Genomic DNA, 21,375 nt, shown 5'->3' with positions numbered 1-21,375 from the left:
TTACCAGCCTCCAGAAGCGCCACCACCACCGGAGGACCCACCACCGAAGGAGCCCCACGAGGAGCCACCGCCAGAGCTGTTGTTATTATTGTCCGACCAATTATCGGAATTATAATTTGATGCTAAGTAGGCTGTCGTTAGTACATTCCCATTGCCAGAATAAAGAGTATCACCAATCAAGATCCGGCCGAACAATTTCTTTTCCGCCGCTGGATCACGCAGCAGCTGTCCCTGAATGATTGCTCGTTTAATCCCTCTAACAGACAAGCCGATTACTAAGCCACTTAAGAAAATCGCATACAGCGGCGATTGCTGTGCTGCTTGATTCAAAGCTTTATCACTAACGATCCTAGTCGTTTCACGCTGATAGCGCTTATAGGTGTCTTTTAAAAAGACGCGTGCCCGCAAAAGATTTATCAGACTGATCAGACTGACTAAACACAAGAGACTCAATACAACTAGGCCCATCCAATGGAAAAACATCAGCTGTGTCCGTTGATCCTTTACTTGAGCAATTTGCGAATCTACTAGCGCTGTCTTCGTATTCATGGTGGCGAAGACTTCATCGATCACTTGATTGACGCCTTGATCATAAGCTTCATCCTTAAAAGCATCCACTACGTCGTCATTATTGATAATATCATCTGCCTTACCGTCGGGAATCAAACCTTCCAAGCCGTACCCCACCTCTAATCGAAATTTTCGCTCGTCTAAAGCAATCAGGTACAAGACGCCGTTATTTTCCTGTTTATCGCCGATACCCAATTGATTAAAGATCGTATTAGCATAAGACTCGATATCTTGACCACGAGGCAGTTCAGATACGGTAACGACGGCTAATTGCGCGCCGTTGGTACTTGCCGCCAGCTGTTTGTTTAATTGATAAATTTTTTGTTTCAGTTTATCACTCAGCATCCGCGCGTTGTCAGAAACGAAAACATTATTCTTATTAATCGTCAAATGACTATCCGTCCCTTTAATCGCGACTTGATAATTATTGGCCTGCCTTGGATATTCCTTTAAGTTGGACAAATTGTCATTCATAGTCGTTTTGAAGGATTGTGTAACAGTCACCTGTTTACCAGCTAGAATAGCTGCTCGTTCCTGATCCAGTTTTGTTAGTTGCTGATCGTAGCCCGCCTTTTTATCGCCATAGCCACCGCTAGTAACGAATGTAAAGAATGAAAATCCGCTCACCAGCAATACAATCACTAACACGAATGAAAAAATACCGTTGCGTCTACGCAATTTGCGGTAATTTTCAACAACCGTTTGATGAAGTTGTTCCCTTGAACCATACGGATCCTTTTTCATTTTTCCACCCATCCTTATTCAAAACTAACGTCAGGCACCTCTTTGGCGTTTTCATCCGCTTTGAAATTTGCCTTTTTATCAAAACCTAAGACTTTCGCCGCCATATTTTTGGGGAAGCGGACTAAGCTTTGGTTGTAATCATTGACTTCTTCGATATAATTCTTTCGTTCAACGGAAATCCGATTTTCTGTTCCTTCTAGTTGTACCATCAATGTTTTAACATTTTCATTTGAAGCTAGTGTTGGGTAATCTTCTTGGATCACATTCACCATTGTTCCTAAACTTTGTTCGATCTGATTATTCGCCGCGTTTTTTTCTGCAGGCGATTTTGCGCTGTTGTAGGCTTTTCGTGCGTCTGTAATTTCCTTGACGATTTTTTCTTCATGATTCATACTGCCTTGCACACTGTTCACTAAGTTCGGAATCAAATCTGCTCGTCGCTGCATCACATTTTCAACCTGCGACCATTTGGCATCGACATTGTTTTCCGCTGAAGCCAATGAATTATAGGTGGTGATCAAGTAAACGCCAATCGCTAAAAGAATCACACCCATCCCAACAATAAGCCCTGAATTTTTTTTCATTTTCATCAATCCTTTTTTCTTTGTGATTGAGCTAATTATAGCACTCGCCCAGTGGCGCGCCTCAGCCTTTCGACCGATTTTTCAGTTAGGTGGTTGACAAAGAAAAAACAGGATAATTTTTTTATCCTGCTTCCTTCTTCTTAAATAAATCATCGCTCACAACTCTTACTGTTTACACCACTTCTCAATAAACTTAGTACATTTTTCAATCTCTTCAGAGTCTTGGGCTTTCCGCCGAATCAAATAAAAATGTCGTTTAAAGCTATCATCCAACATTTGGTAAGAAATCCCTTCAACAGCTCGTTCAGAAATTACCGAGCAACCGAAGCCACGCTTTAATAACCCTACAATGATCTCATTATTTTGAATCTCGATGATTGGATCTTTGATATCGCCCTCATCTAAAAAACGTTTCGTATAATAATGAACGCCAGAAGTATTTTCCCGAATGAGCCAAGGACCGGTCTTAGGATCGCCAGCCAAAACTAATTGGTCCTCCATTAAAGAAACCCGTTTGATGTTCACTGAGGATAATGGTTTTTCAATAAACCCAAGATCAACCGTATGATGCTCTACCGCCTGCAATACTTCTAGTGAATTCATCATTTGAACGCTGAAACGAATATGAGGAAAGTGTTGATACAAGTCGATCAGCAAGGTTGGCAAAATATAATTGGCAAAGGTGTGTGAAGCACCGATTACACACCGGATAGTTTTCTGCTGATTGATTTGAACTGCTTGATACAGATTCTCCCAGTCATCGATCAAATCCACGACCCGCTCATATAAAATTTCTGCTTGCTGAGTTACCAAGACTTCTTTACGACCGCTGCGAATGAACAACTGTGTGTTTAATTCATTTTCCAACTGTTTGATCTGTGAAGAAACCGTCGGCTGGGAAATAAATAAAATCTCCGAAGCCTTAGAAAAATTTTTGGTTTCATAAACCACTTTAAAGGTTTCTAGCCATTTAAATATCGTAATCACTTCCATTAACTTTTTCTATCTAAGGTATTATATCAATAAATTATAATAATGAAAGTTGTTGGTTATAATAAATTTAATAGAAAGGAACCTGCCTATGTCTAACAATTTTTTTATGTCGTTTAAAAAACTCATTCCTGGCTTAAGTTTGTCGATAGCTGTCGCGATTTGCGGTAAGCTCTTGGCGCTGTTGCTACCAAAGCTTGGTGCAGCAACACTGGCGATCTTACTAGGGATTCTCTTAGGGAATACTTTTTTTAAACAACCAAGTCTCGCAGATGGGACAAAATTTTCCGAGAGTCGGCTGTTGGAATACTCTGTCGTCTTACTAGGCCTCACGGTGACCTTCCAAACGATTGGTCAAATGGGGGTCAAAGGGCTGATTTTTATCCTACTCCTCATGACGATCGTCATCTTTGGAGCTTATCTACTAGGCCGCAAACTCGGCTTTAATGAAAAAATGGCCTTGATGATGGCTGGTGGAAATGCGGTCTGTGGCTCTTCTGCCATTGGAGCAATTGCACCAGCGATTGAAGCAGACGATAATCAAAAAGGACAGATCATCACACTAGTGAATCTGTTAGGAACCGTGATGATGCTTACATTGCCCTTTTTAGGAATTCATTTATTCGGCAATGCGTTATTCGCTAAGAGTGCTTTATTAGGAGGCACGTTACAATCCGTTGGACAAGTTGTTGCCGGGGCTAGCCTAGTCAATGCCGAAACGGTCAAATTTTCGATGCTGTTTAAGATCACACGAATCATTTTTCTCGTTGTTGTAGTATTCGTCTTTGAACAAAAAGTACGCCGCGATCAATTAGTCACTACCAAAAACGCCAAGAAAAAATTTCCGATTCCTTGGTATGTTCTAGGTTTTCTATTAGCCTGCATAGTGAATAGCTTCCTGCCTTTGCCTAGCTTTTTTAACCAGGGAGCTCATTTTATCAGTTCATGGTTTGAAACAATTGCCTTAGCTGCCATCGGCTTGCGTTTGGATTTTCGTAAATTTTTAAAAGAAGGCCCGCATTTTTTGATTTATGGATTATCAGTTGGCACACTGCAAACCATCGCCGCAGTCGTGTTAATTTTTCTTTTACACATTTAAAGAAGAACGTGTGCCAACCAACTGGTGAGTACACGTCCTTCTTTTTTTTATTTCACCACCGCAACAATTTCAACTTCCACCAACGCATCCTTAGGCAAGCGGGCCACCTCTACACACGAACGGCTAGGTTTTTCATTGGAAAAAAAACTTTCATAGACTTGATTAAATGCGACAAATTCACCGATATCATTCAAAAAGCAAGTCGTTTTGATAACTTGATCATAATCTAGATCGACGGCTCGTAAAATGCCACCCACATTTTGCAGCACCTGATTCGTTTGCTCTTGAATCGTTTCCCCGACTAATTCTCCAGTGACTGGGTCCAAGGCAATCTGGCCCGAGGCATATAAGAACCCATTGACGACTTTTCCTTGAACGTAAGGACCAATTGCCTGTGGTGCCTCATTTGTTTCGACGGTGTAAACAGGTGCTACCTCTTGAAAATCCAGTTTCGCTACATTGTTTTCCATTTTTCCCACTCCTTTTTTTAAAATCAAAAAAGCATCCCACCTTTATCAGTGAGATGCTGGAGAATCCCACTTAACAAATGTCAAACAGGACTTCAAACCGTTTTTTTCAAAACAAGTCTCAAGTCCTACGCCTAATAATAATCATTTGCCAAGCAGTCGTCGTGTTCATAGAAATTCTCCTTTTAAATTAAATTTAAATGGCAATTAAATTAATTTATGATTGTAATCATAACGGAGGTTACTTTGCTTGTCAATGAGTTTAAAGAATTTTCTGACATTTAGTTGTTCTCTTCCTCTCATTTTTGTAAGTTGATTGTTCGTTAAATACATGGTAAGATATCACTTTTTTCGGTATCTTTGAAATAAAGAGAGAGGAGTTTTTTAATGAATCATGGATTGACTGGTTTCCAGTTAAAAGTAGTCGGGGTCGTAACGATGGTGCTCGATCATCTAGCAGAATTTTTCCTATTTCTAGGAGTTCCGATGTGGTTTCACTGGATCGGACGAATCGCAGCACCGATTTTCCTTTTTGAAAGTTCCGAGGGCTTTATTCATACAAGCAATCGAAAAAAATATATGTTCCGTTTGTTGGTGGGCTATTGGATCATGGGAATTATCAGCCAAATTATCAACCGTTATCTGATGACTGGCGATACTGTTATTATGAATAATATTTTTGGAACGTTGTTCTTAGGGACCGTCTATATGCAAGCGTGCGAATACTTCAAACAACGCAAAACTTTTTTCAAAGGATTGATCTGGTTCCTTGTTCCAACACTGTTAAGTATCTTAGCGATGGCCTTATTATCTAGCAGCTTATTCGAGTCAGAAGTTGGACCGATTTTCTTCCAAATATTTACTTTGCTGGTACCGACCTTATTACTGACTGAGGGAGGAATTTTATTTGTTTTACTGGCCGTCTTGTTCTATTTATTCCACGGTAAGAAACTGTTACAAGTTGCTGCATTAGTTGTAGTCGCTGTAATAACGCTCGTTTTTGGAGGCGGCATACAGCATGCCTTTACCTTTAACTTCCAATGGATGATGCTTTTTTCAGCCATTCCTATCATCCTATACAACGGAGAAAAAGGCCGCAGCATGCGGAATTTCTTCTACATTTTTTATCCCGCTCATATCGCACTATTCGCCGTTATCAGCTTTTTAATCCAGCACTAAGCTTGACCTTCGCCAAAAAAAGCCGTACAATGCTGATTGTGAATAAATCGTACAGATAACACGCTTTCGCGTGTCGAGAGAGAGGCGGTTTCTATTAATTTAGAAACCATCTCTCTCTTTTTGCGAATTCCACTTCTTATTTTAGCAAGTTTGGTGGAATCGTATGTGTACTGAAGAGCATTCATTTTCTTTTTTTTAGAAAAATGAGTCCGATGCTTTGAAGTAGCTGCGAGTCCCACTTCGTTTTTTTATGCGATTATTCAAGTAAAATCTGTGAGGTTATAAAATGAAAGAAAAGAAAATCCACTTGTTGTATGCTGTCTTAGCCACTGGAATCATGTCCTTCGCTGGTGTCCTGATCGAAACCGCCATGAACGTCACCTTCCCAACTTTAATCAAGCAATTCGGGATCTCCACCGGAATGGTACAGTGGGTCACGACGATATATCTCTTAGTGATCTCTATCATGGTGCCTTTTTCAAATTACTTATTGAAAAATTATTCGATTCGAAAATTATTTTTAGTTGCTAATCTCTTTTTTATCGTCGGTTTGGTGACAGACTTATGGTCGCCTTCTTTTAGTATCTTGTTAGCAGGACGCCTGTTACAAGGGATCAGTACCGGAATCGCGCTACCGTTGATGTTCCATATTATTTTAAACTTTACGCCGATGCATAAACGGGGAACAATGATGGGAGTTGGAACCTTGACGACCTCCATTGCGCCGGCAATCGGCCCAACTTACGGTGGAATCATGACTGCTAGCCTGTCTTGGCATTCGATTTTTTTATTTTTACTACCAGTCTTGGCTTTGTCGTTAATTATCGGCTTATATGCGATCCCCGAAATGCCGGTCAAAAAATCCGGCGGACTGGATATCGTCAGTTTGTTAGGCGTGGCCCTTCTGTTTAGTGGGCTATTAATGTTCTTAAATCAACTAGGTAGCTGGCTAAGTCTCGTATCATTAGCCATTGGAATTTTAGGTCTCCTGATTTTTTATCGGCAAGCAACTCGCGGAAAAAATCCATTGGTGCGCATTACTGTTCTGAAAAACAACGTCTTCGTTTTATTTTTATGCGGTTTTCTCGTGTGTCAGTTTTTACTTTTAGGGATTTCCTTCGTCCTGCCAAACTTCATCCAGATTGTTTTAGGCAAAGACGCATTTGTTGCTGGTTTAGTTATGATGCCGGGTGCTGCGGTGGGGGCCATCTTAGCACCAATCTCTGGCCGCGTCTTAGATACCTTCGGCTCAAAAAAACCGATTCTACTAGGCCTGAGCTTAGCGACGATCGGCTGGATCGCTTTGACCGTATTATTACGAGCCCCCATTTTATTGGGCTTTGTAGCAGGCCACGTCTTTTATATGATCGGAATCGGCTTTGCTTACAGCAATCTGATGACCACCGGCATGAATTTACTGCCTGAATCCGATTATGGCGACGGCAATACGCTTTTCAATACGTTGCAACAATTTTCTGGTGCAGTCGCTACCGCAATCGTCGCGACGATCATTAATCTAGCACAGCAATCTCAGTCGGATTTTATCGCCGCCACCGTTACCGGTTCGCAAATCTCGTTGCTCTTTCTACTTGCACTGCTAGTGATCGTTTTGATTGCTTGTTGGATTCATTTTCGCAAAGAACCAACCATCGTTTGATGGCTGGTTCTTTTTTTATTCTTCACATTCACTCATGGTATCAATTGATTCAACTGATTCACTTTCTTTCACTTTCCCAATCAAAAGAATCGCTAATAAAACAATCACTGCCCCAAAAATCGGTGTGTAGGTAAGTCCTATTTTACCTGTGACTTGAGCACCAACCGTCGAACCTAAAGTGATTCCGATGTTAAACGCGGCGATGTTCAAGGCTGAAGCCAAAGTAATATCTTGTGGAACATATTTTTCAGCGAGCTCTACGACATACAGCTGCAAGCCAGGGACATTCATGAAGGCAAATAGGCCTAACAACAGTGCTGCTGACAATCCTAAAATGGTATTTCCAAGCAAAACTGTCACAAATAAAAAGACGAGCGCAGCCAACAACAATCCAAACATCTTCATCAATGACGACAACGGTTGGGCATTGGCAAAGTGCCCACCAATCGTATTTCCAATCGCTACCATGATGCCGTACACGATCAAAATAAGGACTACCGCACTAGCAGAAAAACCAAAACCTGCTAAAATTGGCGATAAATAAGTATACGCTGCAAAAGTTCCGCCATACCCAAATGCCGTGATTAAAAAGGACATGACTAATGATTTGTTCGTAAAGATTCGTACAAAGCCTTTTAAATCCACCTTTCCAGGTATCGGCAAATTGCGAGGCACTAAAAAACTGCTGGCAATCAATCCAATTAAACCAACGACTGCAATAAAAATGAAGGACATTTTCCAAGTCGTTTGCTGACCGATAAAGGTTCCTAATGGTACGCCTGTTACCGTTGCAACTGTCAAACCCGTAAACATAATCGCAATCGCACTTGCTCGCCGTGAAGGTTCCACGACATCCGCCGCGATCACTGTAGAGACTGACATAAAGATGCCATGAGCAAGCGCCGCTAAAATCCGACCAACTAATAAAATTGAAAAAGTCGGCGCAAAGGCTGCCAGTAGATTTCCACTGATAAACAGCAACATAATACCCAGCATCAAGTTGCGACGATTCCATTTTCCTGTTAAGACAGTCAAAAGTGGCGCACCAATCGTGACACCTAACGCATAGAGTGAGACAGTCAGACCAGCTTGAGCCAATGTGACGTGAAAGCTTTTGACCAGCATTGGCAGTAGGCCGACACTGATAAACTCCGTCGATCCAATCGCAAAAGCATTGATCGCTAAAGCAAATAACGTTAAATTAGGTGATAGTTTCTTTTCCATTTTCTTCCTCCAAAGCAAGTATTTGTAAGCTACAAGAAGATACTATATACTGTGGAAGATCTTTTGGTAAGTACCCACTTTTTTGTACCATAGATACCTTTTAGTAACTATTGGATCATATCAAGCGTTAAAGGAGCAAAAAAAATTGGAAAATCGTGCGTATATGATCGGTGTCGAAGCCACGATGGCTGTCATCGGTGGAAAATGGAAACCGATCATTCTATGTAATCTTCGGCATGGACCGATGCGCCCTAGTGATTTGAAACGGGGAATCACCGGCATCAGTCAAAAAATGCTGACCTCTCAGTTGCGGGAATTAGAAGAAGACAACATCATCGACCGCAAAGTCTATCAGCAAGTCCCGCCGAAGGTCGAATATTCTTTAAGTGAATACGGCCGCAGTCTCTCAGACATTTTGGATAATCTGTGCAGTTGGGGCGAGCAACACGTCGCTCATCTACAAGAACAAGGTCACGCAGTTTGTTTAGAAAAAACACCCTAAAAGAGGAGAGAGCCCTTTTATGCCAACACCAAATTTTTCCGCCATTCATCATGTGGCGATCATTGTTTCTGATTATCAGAAGGCGCGTAATTTTTATGTCGATATTTTAGGTCTTCCGATCATTCGTGAAAATTATCGTCCAGAACGAGAAGATTATAAATTAGACTTGCAGCTAAAGGACGCTGAATTAGAAATTTTTGCCGTAAAAAAACCACCTCGACGTCCCAGTTTTCCTGAAGCTTCTGGGTTGCGCCATCTCGCTTTTAAAACAGAAGACATCGAAGCGACAGTCGCCTACTTAAAGGAACAAGGCGTGGATTGCGAACCTTTACGTAAAGATGATTTTACCGGGGATCGGATGACGTTTTTTTTCGATCCCGATGGTTTGCCGTTAGAACTACACGAATAAAAAAAACGGCAGATTCGCTCTGCCGCTTTTTTTATACTTTATCAACTGGGTATTTGATGGCGTTTTTCTTTAATTTTTCACTGATGATCTCATCAATATCGAAGTCTAAATTATCTGCCATCATATACGAATAAATCAACACATCCGCTAGCTCTTCTTTCAAGCGTTCAGTTTGCGTTCGCGCTTCTTCTGAGTCTTTCCATTGAAAAAGTTCTAACAGCTCCGCGGCTTCTAATGTGATCGACAGTGCCAAATCCTTTTCATTATGAAAAGGACGCCAGTTTCGTTCATCACGAAATTGATTGATTTTTTCCATACTGTTCATAGTCAACCTTCTTTCGCTCCTATTCTACCACAGAAACAGGGCATCGCTTTTCCACCAGCTCACTAACCCCTTGAATCTAGCTAGTCCTTTTTACTCCCCCTTAACACTCAAAAACTCGTTTAGCACTTTCAATATTTTTATAAAAAGCGCTTACAAAATCAAATAATTAACTAATCAATGTGAGATAATATTTTTGCCAGAATTCTTCGGTGACGACCTTCTCCTCGTCCTCAACTAAAAATTCACCTCTCATCGGTTCCACGATGCGTTCATCTGAAACATGATAAAGACGTCGCTGTCCTTTGATAGAAAAAGGATGGATACAGCGTACATTTTTGAAGATCCAAGCGTAAGAACCTTCCCCTAACTGCTCTACATCAACCAAGTCCACGATACAAACCGCGTGTCTCGAAATACAGCCGGGAGTTTTGATTGCCGTTGAGCAAATCAATAATGGCCCACGATAATGCGTAGTCCATGAACGATATTCCTTTGTTTTCTTTCCCGCGAGAATTTCCATAACTGGTTCGGGATGAATAGAGATAGCTTTCAAGAACTTTCCCTCCTTTTGCTTCTTTTTATTATTTTATCACGTATTCCTCTTGATGATAATTTATATATATATATCGCTTACATTTGTGAAAAAAATAATACACCTATCGAGTTATCTTAATTGACTAACTTGATACAGCGATCAATTTTTCAAACAGCGGCAGCCAAGTTGGTTCTAAAACAATAATTTTAGTTTTAATCGTTTGATTTTCTGGGCGAGTGGCCACACGATACAAAATTTCTGCCGCTTTCTGTTTAGGATAATTGTAGATTCCTGTACTTAATACCGGCAAAGTTAGCGTCTGAACCGTCTGTTGATGCACCAAATCAAAAATCACTTCATAAGCAGACTGCAACTGCTCCGTCTCGCGCTGTTTTTCATCACGATAACGGGGGGCCAACTACACGAGTGACATACTCAGCCGCCAAATCAAAGGCCGGTGTAATGACCGCCACTTTTTCTGTTAGTTCAAACATTTAGCCAATTCTTCCTTTTTTGTTGAGGCATTCAGCTATTTGCGTTAACCGTACCCAAAAGCAATTGGGCCTGTCAATAGTTTTTAAGAAAAAGAGCGGGCGATACCGATCACTATCAAAAAAAGCTCTTTTCCTCAGAGTGAGAAAAAGAACGTTTAGTCAAGCTTATTGAAAGCGATCTAATATCGCTCGCACTTCCGCGGTTGATTTTGTATTCATCAGGCTGACGCGCAAATCATTCGCACCGGGAAAACTTTTCACGTAAATTTTAAAGAAGCGATGCAAGCCGACGATTGAACGAGGAACCTGTTCCGCGAATTGATCTTGCAAATCCAGTTGCAACCGTAATAAATCCATCATTTCTTTTGGTGTATGTTCCTTCGCTTCTTTTTCAAAAGCATAAGGATTCTTGAAAATACCACGGCCGATCATGATACCATCCACACCATATTTTTCTGCCAACTCTAACCCCATCTGACGATCCAAAATATCACCGTTAATGGTGATCAAAGTTTGCGGCGCGATTTCATCTCGCAATTTGACGATTTCAGGAATCAGGTCCCAGTGAGCATCGACTTTGCTCATTTCTTTTCTCGTCCGCATATGAACCGAAAGATTCGCGATATCTTGTTTTAACAAGTGACTGATCCATGCTTCAAGCTCGTCTTTTTCCGTAAAGCCGATGCGCGTCTTGACGCTGACCGGCAATCCGCCTGCCTTTGCTGCTTCGATCAGCTCCGCTGCTACCTCTGGCCGTAAAATTAGACCGCTGCCTTTGCCTCGCTCCGCGACATTGGGAACCGGACAGCCCATATTTATATCGATTCCTTTAAAGCCCATCTCAGCTAACGCCATGCTCATCTCACGGAAAAATTCCGGCTTGTCTCCCCAAATATGCGCCACCATTGGCTGCTCATCTTCCGTAAACGTCAAGCGACCACGTACGCTGTCAATGCCATCCGGGTGACAAAAACTATCTGAATTCGTAAATTCTGTAAAAAAGACATCCGGCGCTCCGGCTGCTTTGACTACATGACGGAAAACGACGTCCGTCACATCCTCCATTGGTGCCAAAACAAAAAAAGGCTTTGGCAGTTCTGCCCAAAAATTAGTTTTCATGCTATGTACTTCCTCCTATCGCGCACAGACGCGATTTTCAAAACATGCTCATTATACTAAGGATCGGCTGAAGAATCAAAAAGGGTGTTTCGTTGACGAACTTCTGTGCTAGTGCTAATTATTTTATTACTCAGAGAAATTAAAGGCAGCATGTTGATTGAATACCCTTAAATTACTTTTTCTTTCTGTAGATGCCATTGTTCGAGGTACTTTGATAAACCAACGAAAATTTTTCTCATCAAGAACTCCATTCCTAGTTGTTCAACATTCATATTGAACGGACGGAGAACCTTTTGACGATAATTTTGTATAAATCACATTTCTTCGGAAGCTAGCAGTAATTCTAAAAAGGAATGACGACAATCCCCTAGCTGTTCAGAATACAAGGTGTGCTTTCCTTTTTAAATAGTTGATTGGGAAAATGACGGCTCATCGCCCCACTTGTGTTTGCCAATTGTAAGTTATCATAAAGCAGCCTGAGGAATAACTGATTCGTTCCCCAGACTGCTTTTCTTTAGCTAAATTTGTTCTCTTTGGTTTTTTTTATTACACGGACTTGAGGGATCTCCTCTGTATCAACGACTTGTACTTGTTTCCCGCCTAGAATCGTAAACGCTCGATCGTTGACTTTTTTTACTTTGATTCTTAACTGGAGACCTTCTGTCTTTAAGGTGTAGCGTCCGCCACTTAGCGCTGGCTCGACTAGGCGTCCCATCTCATCCGTCGTTAGATAGACATGATCGCCTGTTCGTGTTAAAGGCCGTTTGCCGTTTCTAGTATACAGTTGGAATATTTGACCACCAAGACCCTGTCCTGCTTGATCCTGCAGTAAAAAGTACAATTGATATTTGCGATTCGCAATTTTTGCTGCTTTGATCCGCTGATAGATGAACGTAATCAATACAGCCGCCAACAACAGACAACCGATTACTAATAAAGTCTGTCTCAGCTTGATGTCCCGATCGATCGCATCGATTTTTTTCTTCATGGCTTTTTGATAAGGAACTCGATGACCTCGGACTAATAAGCGATGGCTGTTGATCATATAGGGCGTACAAGTCATTAAGGTCACATAATCTTGCCCTTCCACGATTTTTAATTTTTCCGTCTCTGTCGGTTCGATCACGCTAATGTCATCGACTTTATAAGCCAATGTCTCCTGATTAATCTCGATAAAAAATTGATCCCCTTTTTTCAATTTTGGCAAATCAGTAAATAATTTCGCTTCTGGCAATCCACGATGAGCGGAAATAACGGCATGCGTATTTGTTCCTCCCGTAGGATAGGAAGTCCCTTCTAACAAGGTAGCACCACGACTCAAAAAAACATCGTTTGTTTGATCATACACCGGCAGTGAGACATTGATATCAGGAATTTTCAACACGGCGATGGTATGTTTTTCAAAATAGCTCCGATTCTCCACCCGTTCTTTTTCCGGCTGATTAGCTAAGGGATCGGCCCCAGGGTTGTTCTTTTTCGCGATCTCGCGGTTTTTTTCTGCCAACTTTGCTTTTTCTGCCGCAATCTGTTCTTTATTTTTTTCATTTGCTTTTCTTTGGTGGTAACTGATCACTTGCTGCTCTACGTATTGGTTCAGTCCATCACTAACGAAAGGATACAAGGCGGCACAAATTCCCACAATCAGCACGATAGTCATCAAAATATCCATCAGTATTCTTTTCTTTTTTTTCACTCGATCACCTCATCCACCGACCTCTTTATGTAAAAAAGGAGCCAACATTAAAAACTGTCGACTCCTACTCAATCAATTATACTTCTGTGTAACCTGCTCTTTTTTTGAAGTAAATTGCCGCTCCAGTAATCGTGATAACTCCGAGCAAGACTAAACCGATGATCCCCATGCCACCAGTGGATGGTAAAATCCCTTTAGATTTATTGATAACAGGTAATGTTTGTGTTCCATCATCTGCTACAAATGTTAGATCTGGCATGGTCACATAGCCGTCAGGGGCCTTCGTTTCAATCAACGTGTAGCTTCTGCTAGCGATTCCAAAGACACTGAATTTTCCATCTGTACCTGAGACAAGAGTGGTTCCTTCCTCTTTACTATCGACCCATTTGACAGCAACCGCACTGTCCATTTTATCTCCTGTAACCGTTGCGATCGGATTATTGGAAGCATCTTGATACTGTAAATATTTTCCACTTCCATTAGTAATCTTAAATTCTGCTCCCGCCAATTTTTCCTTCGTGTTGGCGTCTTCTTTGACAAAGCGTTTTCCGAAAGTCTTTATTTTTTCAGTATCGTGCTTGTCATAGAAGTTGTTATCAAAAGTGATCTTGTTTTCGATTGTCGTTAGATCTGTTCCCGGTGTCACCGTCATTTCGACTTCAAAGGTCATCGTTTCTCCAGCGTATTTTGCCAACTGACTTGGGGTGAAAGTCAGAGTAAATTGATTCGCCCCTGCAGAATAAGTTGGAATGACATCCGTAGCTGTTGCTCCACCGATTTTGAGACTGCTTAAAATTTGAGCATCTGTTGATACCAGTCTCAAACGCGCATCGTAGTTATCAACCAACTTATACTCTGTATATTGGGCGACATCATCTGGAATTTTTTGTGTGATCGTAAACTTCACTATTTGACCTGCGTCAACATCCGTGTCATCAGCTTCTTTTTTAGGAACGGGGACCTTGTAGTTATACGCTTCTGCTGAGCCTGCTCCAGTTTGTTTGACTAGTTGTCGATTGTAGTAGTCATAAGTGACCTCCATATTAGTAGCAACCGTTGCCGTCACGACCGGATTGTTCTTATAGTGGAAAATCTCGTTGTTAGCCGTAGACTGTCCTTGGCTCGTTGAAACAGTACTATCGACCTCATAGAACTCATATTTTCCTGGATTCAATATCAGCCCTGAAACTGAAACTATCCCATTGTCATTCGATTCGATCTTACTAGCGCTCGCTACATCTGTAATATCAAACTTATTATTAGAAGAATTATAGTACAAGCCACTCGCCACATCTTTTAAGATAAACTGAGCTTTAGCTAACGTTGCCTTCGTTCCATCCACTTCGATACCATATTTAGTAAAACCTAGACTCACTTCTTTAACTTCATTTTTAGGATATACATGAACGGGATTTCTTAAGTTTCCTCCCTCATCATAGATTGGTAACCCTAATACGAATGGAACTGATTTTTCTTGATTGACACCTGCTGGTGAAGTTGTTTCAACAAAGAGATACACAGCTTTTCTACCACCTGAAGTCATTGGCAAAGCACCATTTGCAATACCGTCAGACCCAGTAGCGGGGAACGCGATCCCATTTGTTTGAGAAGCTAATTTTGCCGCTGCGATTCCTGCCGCTTTTTTCGCTTCTGTATTGCCTGGCGCAGCATCATAAGCCGTCCAATAGTCTGTTGTAGCATCATAAGCGGTAAAGACCGCTCCGGCTAACGGTTTTGAACCCGTCCAAGTCATCTCCGCTCCGGTATTTTGCGTATTGCCTGGCATAGTTTCAAATTGCAACTTGTGGATCCTAATATTTTGCGTATTTGCGGTGTCTACCGCTAGTACTCGAGCGCCTCCTAGTAATGCGGTAAGACTACTGATCAGCATCACAGCTAACGTTATTAAACGTATCAACTTAGATTTTTTCATCTTCTTTCCCCTATTCTTTTTTATTTTTTTTATAAAACGCGGCAAGTGAGACAAGCAATACTCCTCCGACAACAACTAACCAATAATTAGTGAGCATATTTGTTTTTGGAAAAATCTTACTTGGCGAATATGCTGTTGGTGTTGATGGTATTTGCGGCGTTGGCGGTACGACTTGTTTCGTCGTAGGTTTATTGACCACCTTCAATGCCAACGTTGACGCCCCTTTAGTGACCATAAACGGGATCGGATCTTGTGATACTACATAGCCAGCAGGAGCTTCCAACTCTTTTAAGAAATAGTTGCCATAGCGTAACCCCATTACTTGGAACTCTCCTTGATCGTTTGACTGCAGTTTCATCGCCTGAACTTGATCCTTCGTCCATTGATACCCTGTATCCGTCTTTTGCAAATAGTTATTTTGTCCATTTTGGACAACGAAGACCGCACCGCTTAACTGTTTACTTTCGTCTGTTAGATCCACTTTAAGGAACTTCTTCCCGCCAGTATAGATCTCACCATGGTCTGCTAACTTATCAAAATCGGTGACCAAGTCGGCCTGATTAAGCAAAGCTTGATCCACCTTTTCATAAGAATTTAACCGCATGGAATAACTGATCGTAACCGTCTTACCCGTATAATTTTTCAAGGAATCAATGTTGAAATCTAGCATAAAGCCATGATCATCCGTCTTTAGTTGATAATCACTATCCTTGACCAAAGTCGTTTGATTCACTGTGACTTTCAAGGTCTCTGGTAGCATCAGCAAACTTTCATCTGCCTGATCAGAGACTCTGTACATCGTGTAGTTGAGCAAACTTATCGGTATTCTCGTCGTCAAACGATAATCGATCTGATCCCCAAATTGATAACTCGACTGTTGATCTATGATCTGCTTATCGAAAGTCGGCTGTTCTTCCACAATCGCATTTTTAGGAAATAAATGGATCGTATTCATCGTGCTACCCGAAGTTTCATTATCGATGATCGGCAAGACGACTACTAAGTCTTCAGCCGGTGCCTCAACTTGTGCGGGTGCTTTGGTCTCGCGAAATAAGTAGATCGCATCTTTGTCCTCTGATTTGGCCGGCAAACTGAACTTAGCTTGACCTGCTTCACCGTTAATCGTAGCCGTTTCCTGAGTCTGTAACGGCGCCCGATTATTCAATTCGAGACCAACCATTTCTGCTTGAGCCGCTTCTTGCAGTGCTGTCCCTTGCAATCCCTCTTCTCTTAGTTTTGCACGTGCTTGATAAAACTCTTCTGAGATATCATAAACGGCAAAGGTAACACCATCTAATCCTTTATAATCCTTTAGTAGCTCAGCAGTTTTGCCATCATTTTTCCCATCATTTAGGATTTTTTCTGGCATTTCTGAACTAGGTATCGCAAGCTTGTGCAAAATAAAATCAATATTTTCATTTGCTTCATTTGCTGCCATCACCTGTGTTCCTCCAACAAACGGCAAGGCAGCTAGTAGCAAACTAACAAGCATTACCACTCTGACTAGTCGTTTCATCTTAAAGCACCTCCTTTGCAAAACGAGCTTTGAAGAGGTAGATGACCGTTAAAGCGATCAAAACAAAACCAGTCATCAACCATATGAGTCGCCCTGGTCCTCCCGTTTCTGGTAATGGTGCTTTCGGATCATTGTCAACGGTCAAGCCGATTTGATTATTCTTATCAGCTGAACCAAGTGTGATGGTGGAATTAGGAAAGGCTTCCCCATCTTTTTCCACAGTCACATTACCATTAGCGGCGATGCTAACTTTATAGATGCTCGTTGATAAAACATACCCATCTGGTGCCGTCGTTTCCTTGAAGTAATAGGTTTTGCCAGCTTCTAACAGGTAGAGCGAACCATCGGCTTTCTTAAACTGACCTTTGCCATCTTCACCAGTGTTCAAAGTCGCTACCGCATTAGCTGAAGTATCGGTTGGATCTTTATCGTATAAGGTAAAGATTGCACCCTTTAAGACCAACTTATTGTCATTGGCATCACGTTTTAATAGGTCCAATTCAAAAGGTTTCAGTCGGTTGACGGCGTTCATCGTAATCTGGATCTTCTGACCCGTCTTGTCTACAGTGAAGTTGCTACCAGTAACGCCTGCTGCTGGTGTAAAGGTAATCTCACCCACTGCTGTAATCGTGATCGTCCCAATCGTTCCTAAAACTTGAAAGCCATCGGGCGCCTTCGTTTCGACCACTTCATAAACACCTGGTTTCAAATCAGTCAGGGTGTGGACACCCCCGCTCCCCGCCGTCAACGGATACTCAGTATTTCCTTGTTTCAGCTTGAATACCGCGCCGTTCAATGCGCCACCGGTCGGGTCTTTCTTATTCAATCTCAAATCGATTTGTTTCAAGGTATTACTGATTTTTCCACCTGTAATACCCGTTCCTGTCACTTGTCCTTGACGGTCCACAGTGATTTGGATTGGAGCCATCGTCTGAAATCCTTCAGGTGTGACCGTTTCTCGCAACCAATAGGTACCTGGGGTGATATTAGTAAACTTCAGTACACCAGTCGCATCAGAAGTGACTTCATCCGACTTCGCAGTCCCACCAGTTGCAGCATCGAACAATCGGAATTTCGCATTAGCTAGACCAATCGTTGTACCAGCTGCAACTTTGGTCAGTTCGAATTCGACCTTAGGCATGGGGGCTTTGACCGATGGTACAGCGTAGTATTTATTATTCCCATCACCGTTGGCTAGGTAGGTCGTCTGATTGGTCGGGTAAAATGTATTGTCACGATAGGCTTCTTTTAAGGTGACATTATAGGTTATTCGATACCCTTGACGCAGGTTATCCTTATTCAATCCTAAGTTCACATTATTTAACTGGATCTGTGTACCGGTCACATTTGACGTAATTGCTTTGGCAAAATCAGGATAATTCGCCGTATCGCTACTTGGAATCACCGTTAAAGATCTGTTGCTAGTTTGCGAGAGCAATAAAGCCGAATGTTGTACCGATGAAGTATCTAAAGTCACATAGGTACTCATCGGATCCGTAATAACCGCCTTATAAATCGTCGATATCAATTCCGAAATCGCCGTCTGCAATGCTTGGATCAATGAATCAACATCCGTTGCTCTGAATGCACCATTCGGACCGAGAGCGGTGACCACAGCATTCGCACTGTCACCAGTATGAAAACCAACCCCATAACGATAGAATCCTGGAACTTGATTGTATCTATTATTTATAAAGTCAACTGTGGGTTGTCTGTTATTGATAATATCCCCCTGACCTCCGGTGCCATCAAAATAAGTAGTACTAGCAGTCATTTTTAAAATATTACCCGTTTCTTTGGTTTTGCTTAATCTATTTAATGAATTACTCACATTATTACCCTCAGTATAAGCATCCGTAGGTCTAAAGGTCGGATCACCATCTGTAATCGTAATAATGACTTTTTTCGCATCTGATCTTGCTCCATACCCTGTTGTATTTAATAGTTGTAATCCTGCATCTACTCCTAAAAACGTTGGCGTTCCAGAATTAGAAGGTGGGTCCGAGGCTAACATCTGATGACCTTGTAGCACTGTTGCGCTTTTTGTAAATCCAGTCAACGCACTTGGCAATCCGCTACCCGGTAAAGTAAAGTCTCCAAATGAAGCAATCCCACCATAAGGATTAGAACTTGCCGACCCAAATGCTGCCAGTCCAATTTGAACATCATGCGTCGCTGAATTGCTTAGCATATTATTAGAGAATTGTGTAACTGCTTCTTTTAATTGTTGCCAACGTGTTTTACCATTAGTGGAATTGTTGACCATACTACTAGACCTATCCAAAACTAAGACGATATCGACTTTTGGTATCGGCCGGATGGCATCACCGATCGTATCTAGTTGAACTTGGAAAACATTCGGATCATTCGTTGGACTGACGGTCTTTTTTGTATTTAACCGTCCGTGATCTGAACTTCCGTACTCATGGTATCCATTGTTAAAGTCCAAACTAGAACCAGTGATGTTGTAAAGCGCAATATTATCTTCTGCCTCAGTAGTTTTCGTCGCATTGCCATAGTTATAGTTTTTAATGTAATCTGACGTTCCTTCTGCTGGTACATATCGATTTGTATTATGTTTAGGATAAATTCCAGTTGGGTTACTACTATCAAAATACTTGAACGGATCAGCCAACGTTGCCCGTGATACGAGATTACCACTTAGTAATGAAAACCCACCTACAGAACTGCCAGCTTCTGGGATTTCCACCAGTTGAGTAGCACTCTTCGCTTCTTCGGCGGTACTTTCGCCCGCTGTCTCTGTTTCAGTCGCTTCCTCTTCGGTTGAGTTTTGCGTTCCTTCTGGCTTGTTTTCTGCAGTCTCATTCGTTTCGGTTACTTGAGTTAGGCCTAATTCATAGGGCCCCACTTCATCCGGACTTAATTGATCTTCTAACACTTCTCCGACTTCATCGCGCTCATTTATCTGGAGCTCCAGCTGGAGTGCTGTTGCATCTTTGGGTACAATTAACTCCAATACTCCCGTTCCTTCAGATGAAAAGTTTTTTTCTGTATACCAATCATTTTCAAAGACAAAATCATCATTCGTTGTATCACTTGCTTGATTAACCCGAACTTTCAACTGGCTTTCCACACCATCTGTAAGCGCTTTCTTCTCAAAATAGACCTGCCAGTGTTGAGCCTCGTCTACTACTTGCCCCTCGACTTCCACCTTGATCTGCTCATTGTCTACTAACGTCTGCTTCGCTGCTGTTTCTGCGGAAGCATTCAAAGGGAAGATACTCATAGCGTTCAATAAATAAGGAACCAACACACCGAATATCATCAGTAAATACATGAACTTACTTTTCCGCTTCTCCATTTTCACCTATCCTTTCTGACCATCAAACACTTATACTTACCAACAACAAAACAGAAATACAATTAGTTATAAATTAGTATTAAATAATTATATACTAATAATAACGAAATGATTTTATCATTTAATCATTATATTTTTAATAATAACAATATTTCTTAATCAAATCAATTAATAGCTACCCTCCAAAAGAATGATTTTCTCTAATGAAATAAACCCATGAAACCAGCGGGGTTTTATCACTTTTTAATCCTTAAAAAGGTCGCCATATTCTCAAACACTCCGTATATTTAACGCCAATCATGCTTTTTTCCTGTTCCCCAATAAACGCCCTTCTTTATTGCAGCTTCATAAAGTCAAACCCTATTTAATATCTCTTTGCCCCAAAACGACGGTTTCAAAATATATATTTCAAACACGCAGCGTTGTCGAATATCGTTATGACGCCTTTTCCGTTCAGATATTCCGCAAAAATCAAACTATTTGTTTCGGGTAAAGCATTAGCAATAGATGTGCATAAATTGGCATCCTATGCTTTTCAATTATCTCCACTCCTCTGTAACTTCATAGCATCTGATCTAAGTCTCAAGAACAGCCAATTCAAAATCTCGTACCTAAGCGCACAAAAAAAGACACCCACCAAATGGTGGATGTCTAAAATCGTTGATATAACAACGATTAACGTTTTGAGAATTGAGAAGCTTTACGGGCTTTTTTAAGACCTGGTTGGCAGTTCAATTGTGTTATTTTAAATCAATGAATATCAAAAATGCTGATTTATCAGTATTTTCTCCTCAAGATTTGTACTGGATTTCAGTCGATTTTAGGCACTCGTAACCACGATTCGTAACCAATTTTGAATGTAAGACAATTTGGTTACAACAAATTCAGAGCATATCAGTATCTACTACACTCCTTTTAATCTTTCCATTGAAGAAACTGCATGATAAATCCATGTAGTCTTTTTAGCGTAGCAAAGTCAATAATAAAAGAACAAATTCCCCAAACGTTAGGCG

General features: G+C 41.3%; 18 protein-coding genes. 5 read left to right on the top strand and 13 right to left on the bottom strand.

All coding sequences use genetic code 11. The features are described from left to right. The 3 genes from FFM67_RS07770 to FFM67_RS07760 form a co-directional block, all read right to left on the bottom strand. Entirely contained in the window at window positions 1–1,314 is a 1,314-nt protein-coding gene (locus FFM67_RS07770; protein ID WP_137614010.1) for a TPM domain-containing protein, read from the bottom strand. A gap of 14 nt (window positions 1,315–1,328) precedes the next feature. Then, window positions 1,329–1,898 carry a LemA family protein gene (locus FFM67_RS07765; protein WP_170178009.1) on the bottom strand — a complete coding sequence of 190 codons (570 nt, stop codon included), beginning with the start codon at window positions 1,896–1,898 and terminating at the stop codon, window positions 1,329–1,331. 165 nt (window positions 1,899–2,063) lie between these two features. After that, entirely contained in the window at window positions 2,064–2,891 is an 828-nt protein-coding gene (locus FFM67_RS07760) for a LysR substrate-binding domain-containing protein (protein ID WP_137614008.1), read from the bottom strand. A gap of 88 nt (window positions 2,892–2,979) precedes the next feature. On the opposite strand from FFM67_RS07760, the gene FFM67_RS07755 reads away from it, so the two are divergent. After that, a complete protein-coding gene (locus FFM67_RS07755) occupies window positions 2,980–3,987 on the top strand; it encodes a YeiH family protein (RefSeq protein ID WP_137614007.1) in 1,008 nt (335 codons plus the stop codon). A gap of 47 nt (window positions 3,988–4,034) precedes the next feature. Here the strand turns inward: FFM67_RS07755 and FFM67_RS07750 are convergent, their stop codons facing one another. After that, the gene (locus FFM67_RS07750) at window positions 4,035–4,457 is read right to left on the bottom strand and encodes a RidA family protein (protein ID WP_137614006.1); all 423 of its coding nucleotides are present in this window, start codon (window positions 4,455–4,457) and stop codon (window positions 4,035–4,037) included. Between the two features lie 384 nt (window positions 4,458–4,841). Here FFM67_RS07750 and FFM67_RS07745 point away from each other — a divergent pair, with 384 nt between their 5' ends. Both FFM67_RS07745 and FFM67_RS07740 read left to right on the top strand, forming a co-directional pair. Then, window positions 4,842–5,633, top strand: a complete 792-nt coding sequence (locus tag FFM67_RS07745) for a TraX family protein (RefSeq protein WP_137614005.1) — start codon at window positions 4,842–4,844, stop codon at window positions 5,631–5,633. 286 nt (window positions 5,634–5,919) lie between these two features. Beyond that, window positions 5,920–7,290 (top strand): MFS transporter, encoded by a 1,371-nt coding sequence (locus tag FFM67_RS07740; RefSeq protein WP_137614004.1) that lies wholly within the window; start codon window positions 5,920–5,922, stop codon window positions 7,288–7,290. 15 nt (window positions 7,291–7,305) lie between these two features. On the opposite strand, the gene FFM67_RS07735 is transcribed toward FFM67_RS07740, so the two are convergent. Beyond that, window positions 7,306–8,514 carry an MFS transporter gene (locus FFM67_RS07735; protein WP_137614003.1) on the bottom strand — a complete coding sequence of 403 codons (1,209 nt, stop codon included), beginning with the start codon at window positions 8,512–8,514 and terminating at the stop codon, window positions 7,306–7,308. Between the two features lie 145 nt (window positions 8,515–8,659). Here FFM67_RS07735 and FFM67_RS07730 point away from each other — a divergent pair, with 145 nt between their 5' ends. Together FFM67_RS07730 and gloA2 are read left to right on the top strand one after the other, a co-directional pair. Further along, a complete protein-coding gene (locus FFM67_RS07730) occupies window positions 8,660–9,016 on the top strand; it encodes a winged helix-turn-helix transcriptional regulator (RefSeq protein WP_137614002.1) in 357 nt (118 codons plus the stop codon). Window positions 9,017–9,035: 19 nt separating this feature from the next. Beyond that, window positions 9,036–9,425, top strand: coding sequence for an SMU1112c/YaeR family gloxylase I-like metalloprotein (gene gloA2, locus FFM67_RS07725; RefSeq protein ID WP_137614001.1), 390 nt, complete (start codon window positions 9,036–9,038; stop codon window positions 9,423–9,425). A gap of 31 nt (window positions 9,426–9,456) precedes the next feature. Here the strand turns inward: gloA2 and FFM67_RS07720 are convergent, their stop codons facing one another. The 8 genes from FFM67_RS07720 to FFM67_RS07685 all read right to left on the bottom strand — a co-directional run bounded on the left by FFM67_RS07720 (window position 9,457) and on the right by FFM67_RS07685 (window position 20,362). Next, the gene (locus tag FFM67_RS07720; RefSeq protein ID WP_137614000.1) at window positions 9,457–9,750 is read right to left on the bottom strand and encodes a nucleotide pyrophosphohydrolase; all 294 of its coding nucleotides are present in this window, start codon (window positions 9,748–9,750) and stop codon (window positions 9,457–9,459) included. A 166-nt stretch (window positions 9,751–9,916) separates the two neighbouring features. Beyond that, window positions 9,917–10,303 (bottom strand): ASCH domain-containing protein, encoded by a 387-nt coding sequence (locus FFM67_RS07715; RefSeq protein WP_137613999.1) that lies wholly within the window; start codon window positions 10,301–10,303, stop codon window positions 9,917–9,919. A 124-nt stretch (window positions 10,304–10,427) separates the two neighbouring features. Then, entirely contained in the window at window positions 10,428–10,703 is a 276-nt protein-coding gene (locus tag FFM67_RS07710; protein ID WP_137613998.1) for a macro domain-containing protein, read from the bottom strand. 241 nt (window positions 10,704–10,944) lie between these two features. Beyond that, entirely contained in the window at window positions 10,945–11,898 is a 954-nt protein-coding gene (locus tag FFM67_RS07705; RefSeq protein ID WP_137613997.1) for a tRNA dihydrouridine synthase, read from the bottom strand. A 514-nt stretch (window positions 11,899–12,412) separates the two neighbouring features. Next, window positions 12,413–13,591 (bottom strand): class C sortase, encoded by a 1,179-nt coding sequence (locus FFM67_RS12520; protein ID WP_137613996.1) that lies wholly within the window; start codon window positions 13,589–13,591, stop codon window positions 12,413–12,415. Window positions 13,592–13,667: 76 nt separating this feature from the next. Further along, a complete protein-coding gene (locus tag FFM67_RS07695) occupies window positions 13,668–15,524 on the bottom strand; it encodes a SpaH/EbpB family LPXTG-anchored major pilin (RefSeq protein WP_137613995.1) in 1,857 nt (618 codons plus the stop codon). 10 nt (window positions 15,525–15,534) lie between these two features. Then, a complete protein-coding gene (locus FFM67_RS07690) occupies window positions 15,535–17,040 on the bottom strand; it encodes a SpaH/EbpB family LPXTG-anchored major pilin (RefSeq protein ID WP_137613994.1) in 1,506 nt (501 codons plus the stop codon). Between the two features lies 1 nt (window position 17,041). Further along, window positions 17,042–20,362, bottom strand: a complete 3,321-nt coding sequence (locus tag FFM67_RS07685; protein ID WP_137613993.1) for a SpaA isopeptide-forming pilin-related protein — start codon at window positions 20,360–20,362, stop codon at window positions 17,042–17,044. Window positions 20,363–21,375 lie beyond the last annotated feature (1,013 nt).

Source organism: Enterococcus viikkiensis, assembly GCF_005405345.1.
GTDB classification, from domain to species: domain Bacteria; phylum Bacillota; class Bacilli; order Lactobacillales; family Enterococcaceae; genus Enterococcus_A; species Enterococcus_A viikkiensis.
Note: the sequence above shows the minus strand (reverse complement) of the source record. Positions and strands in the feature narration are given on the sequence as shown.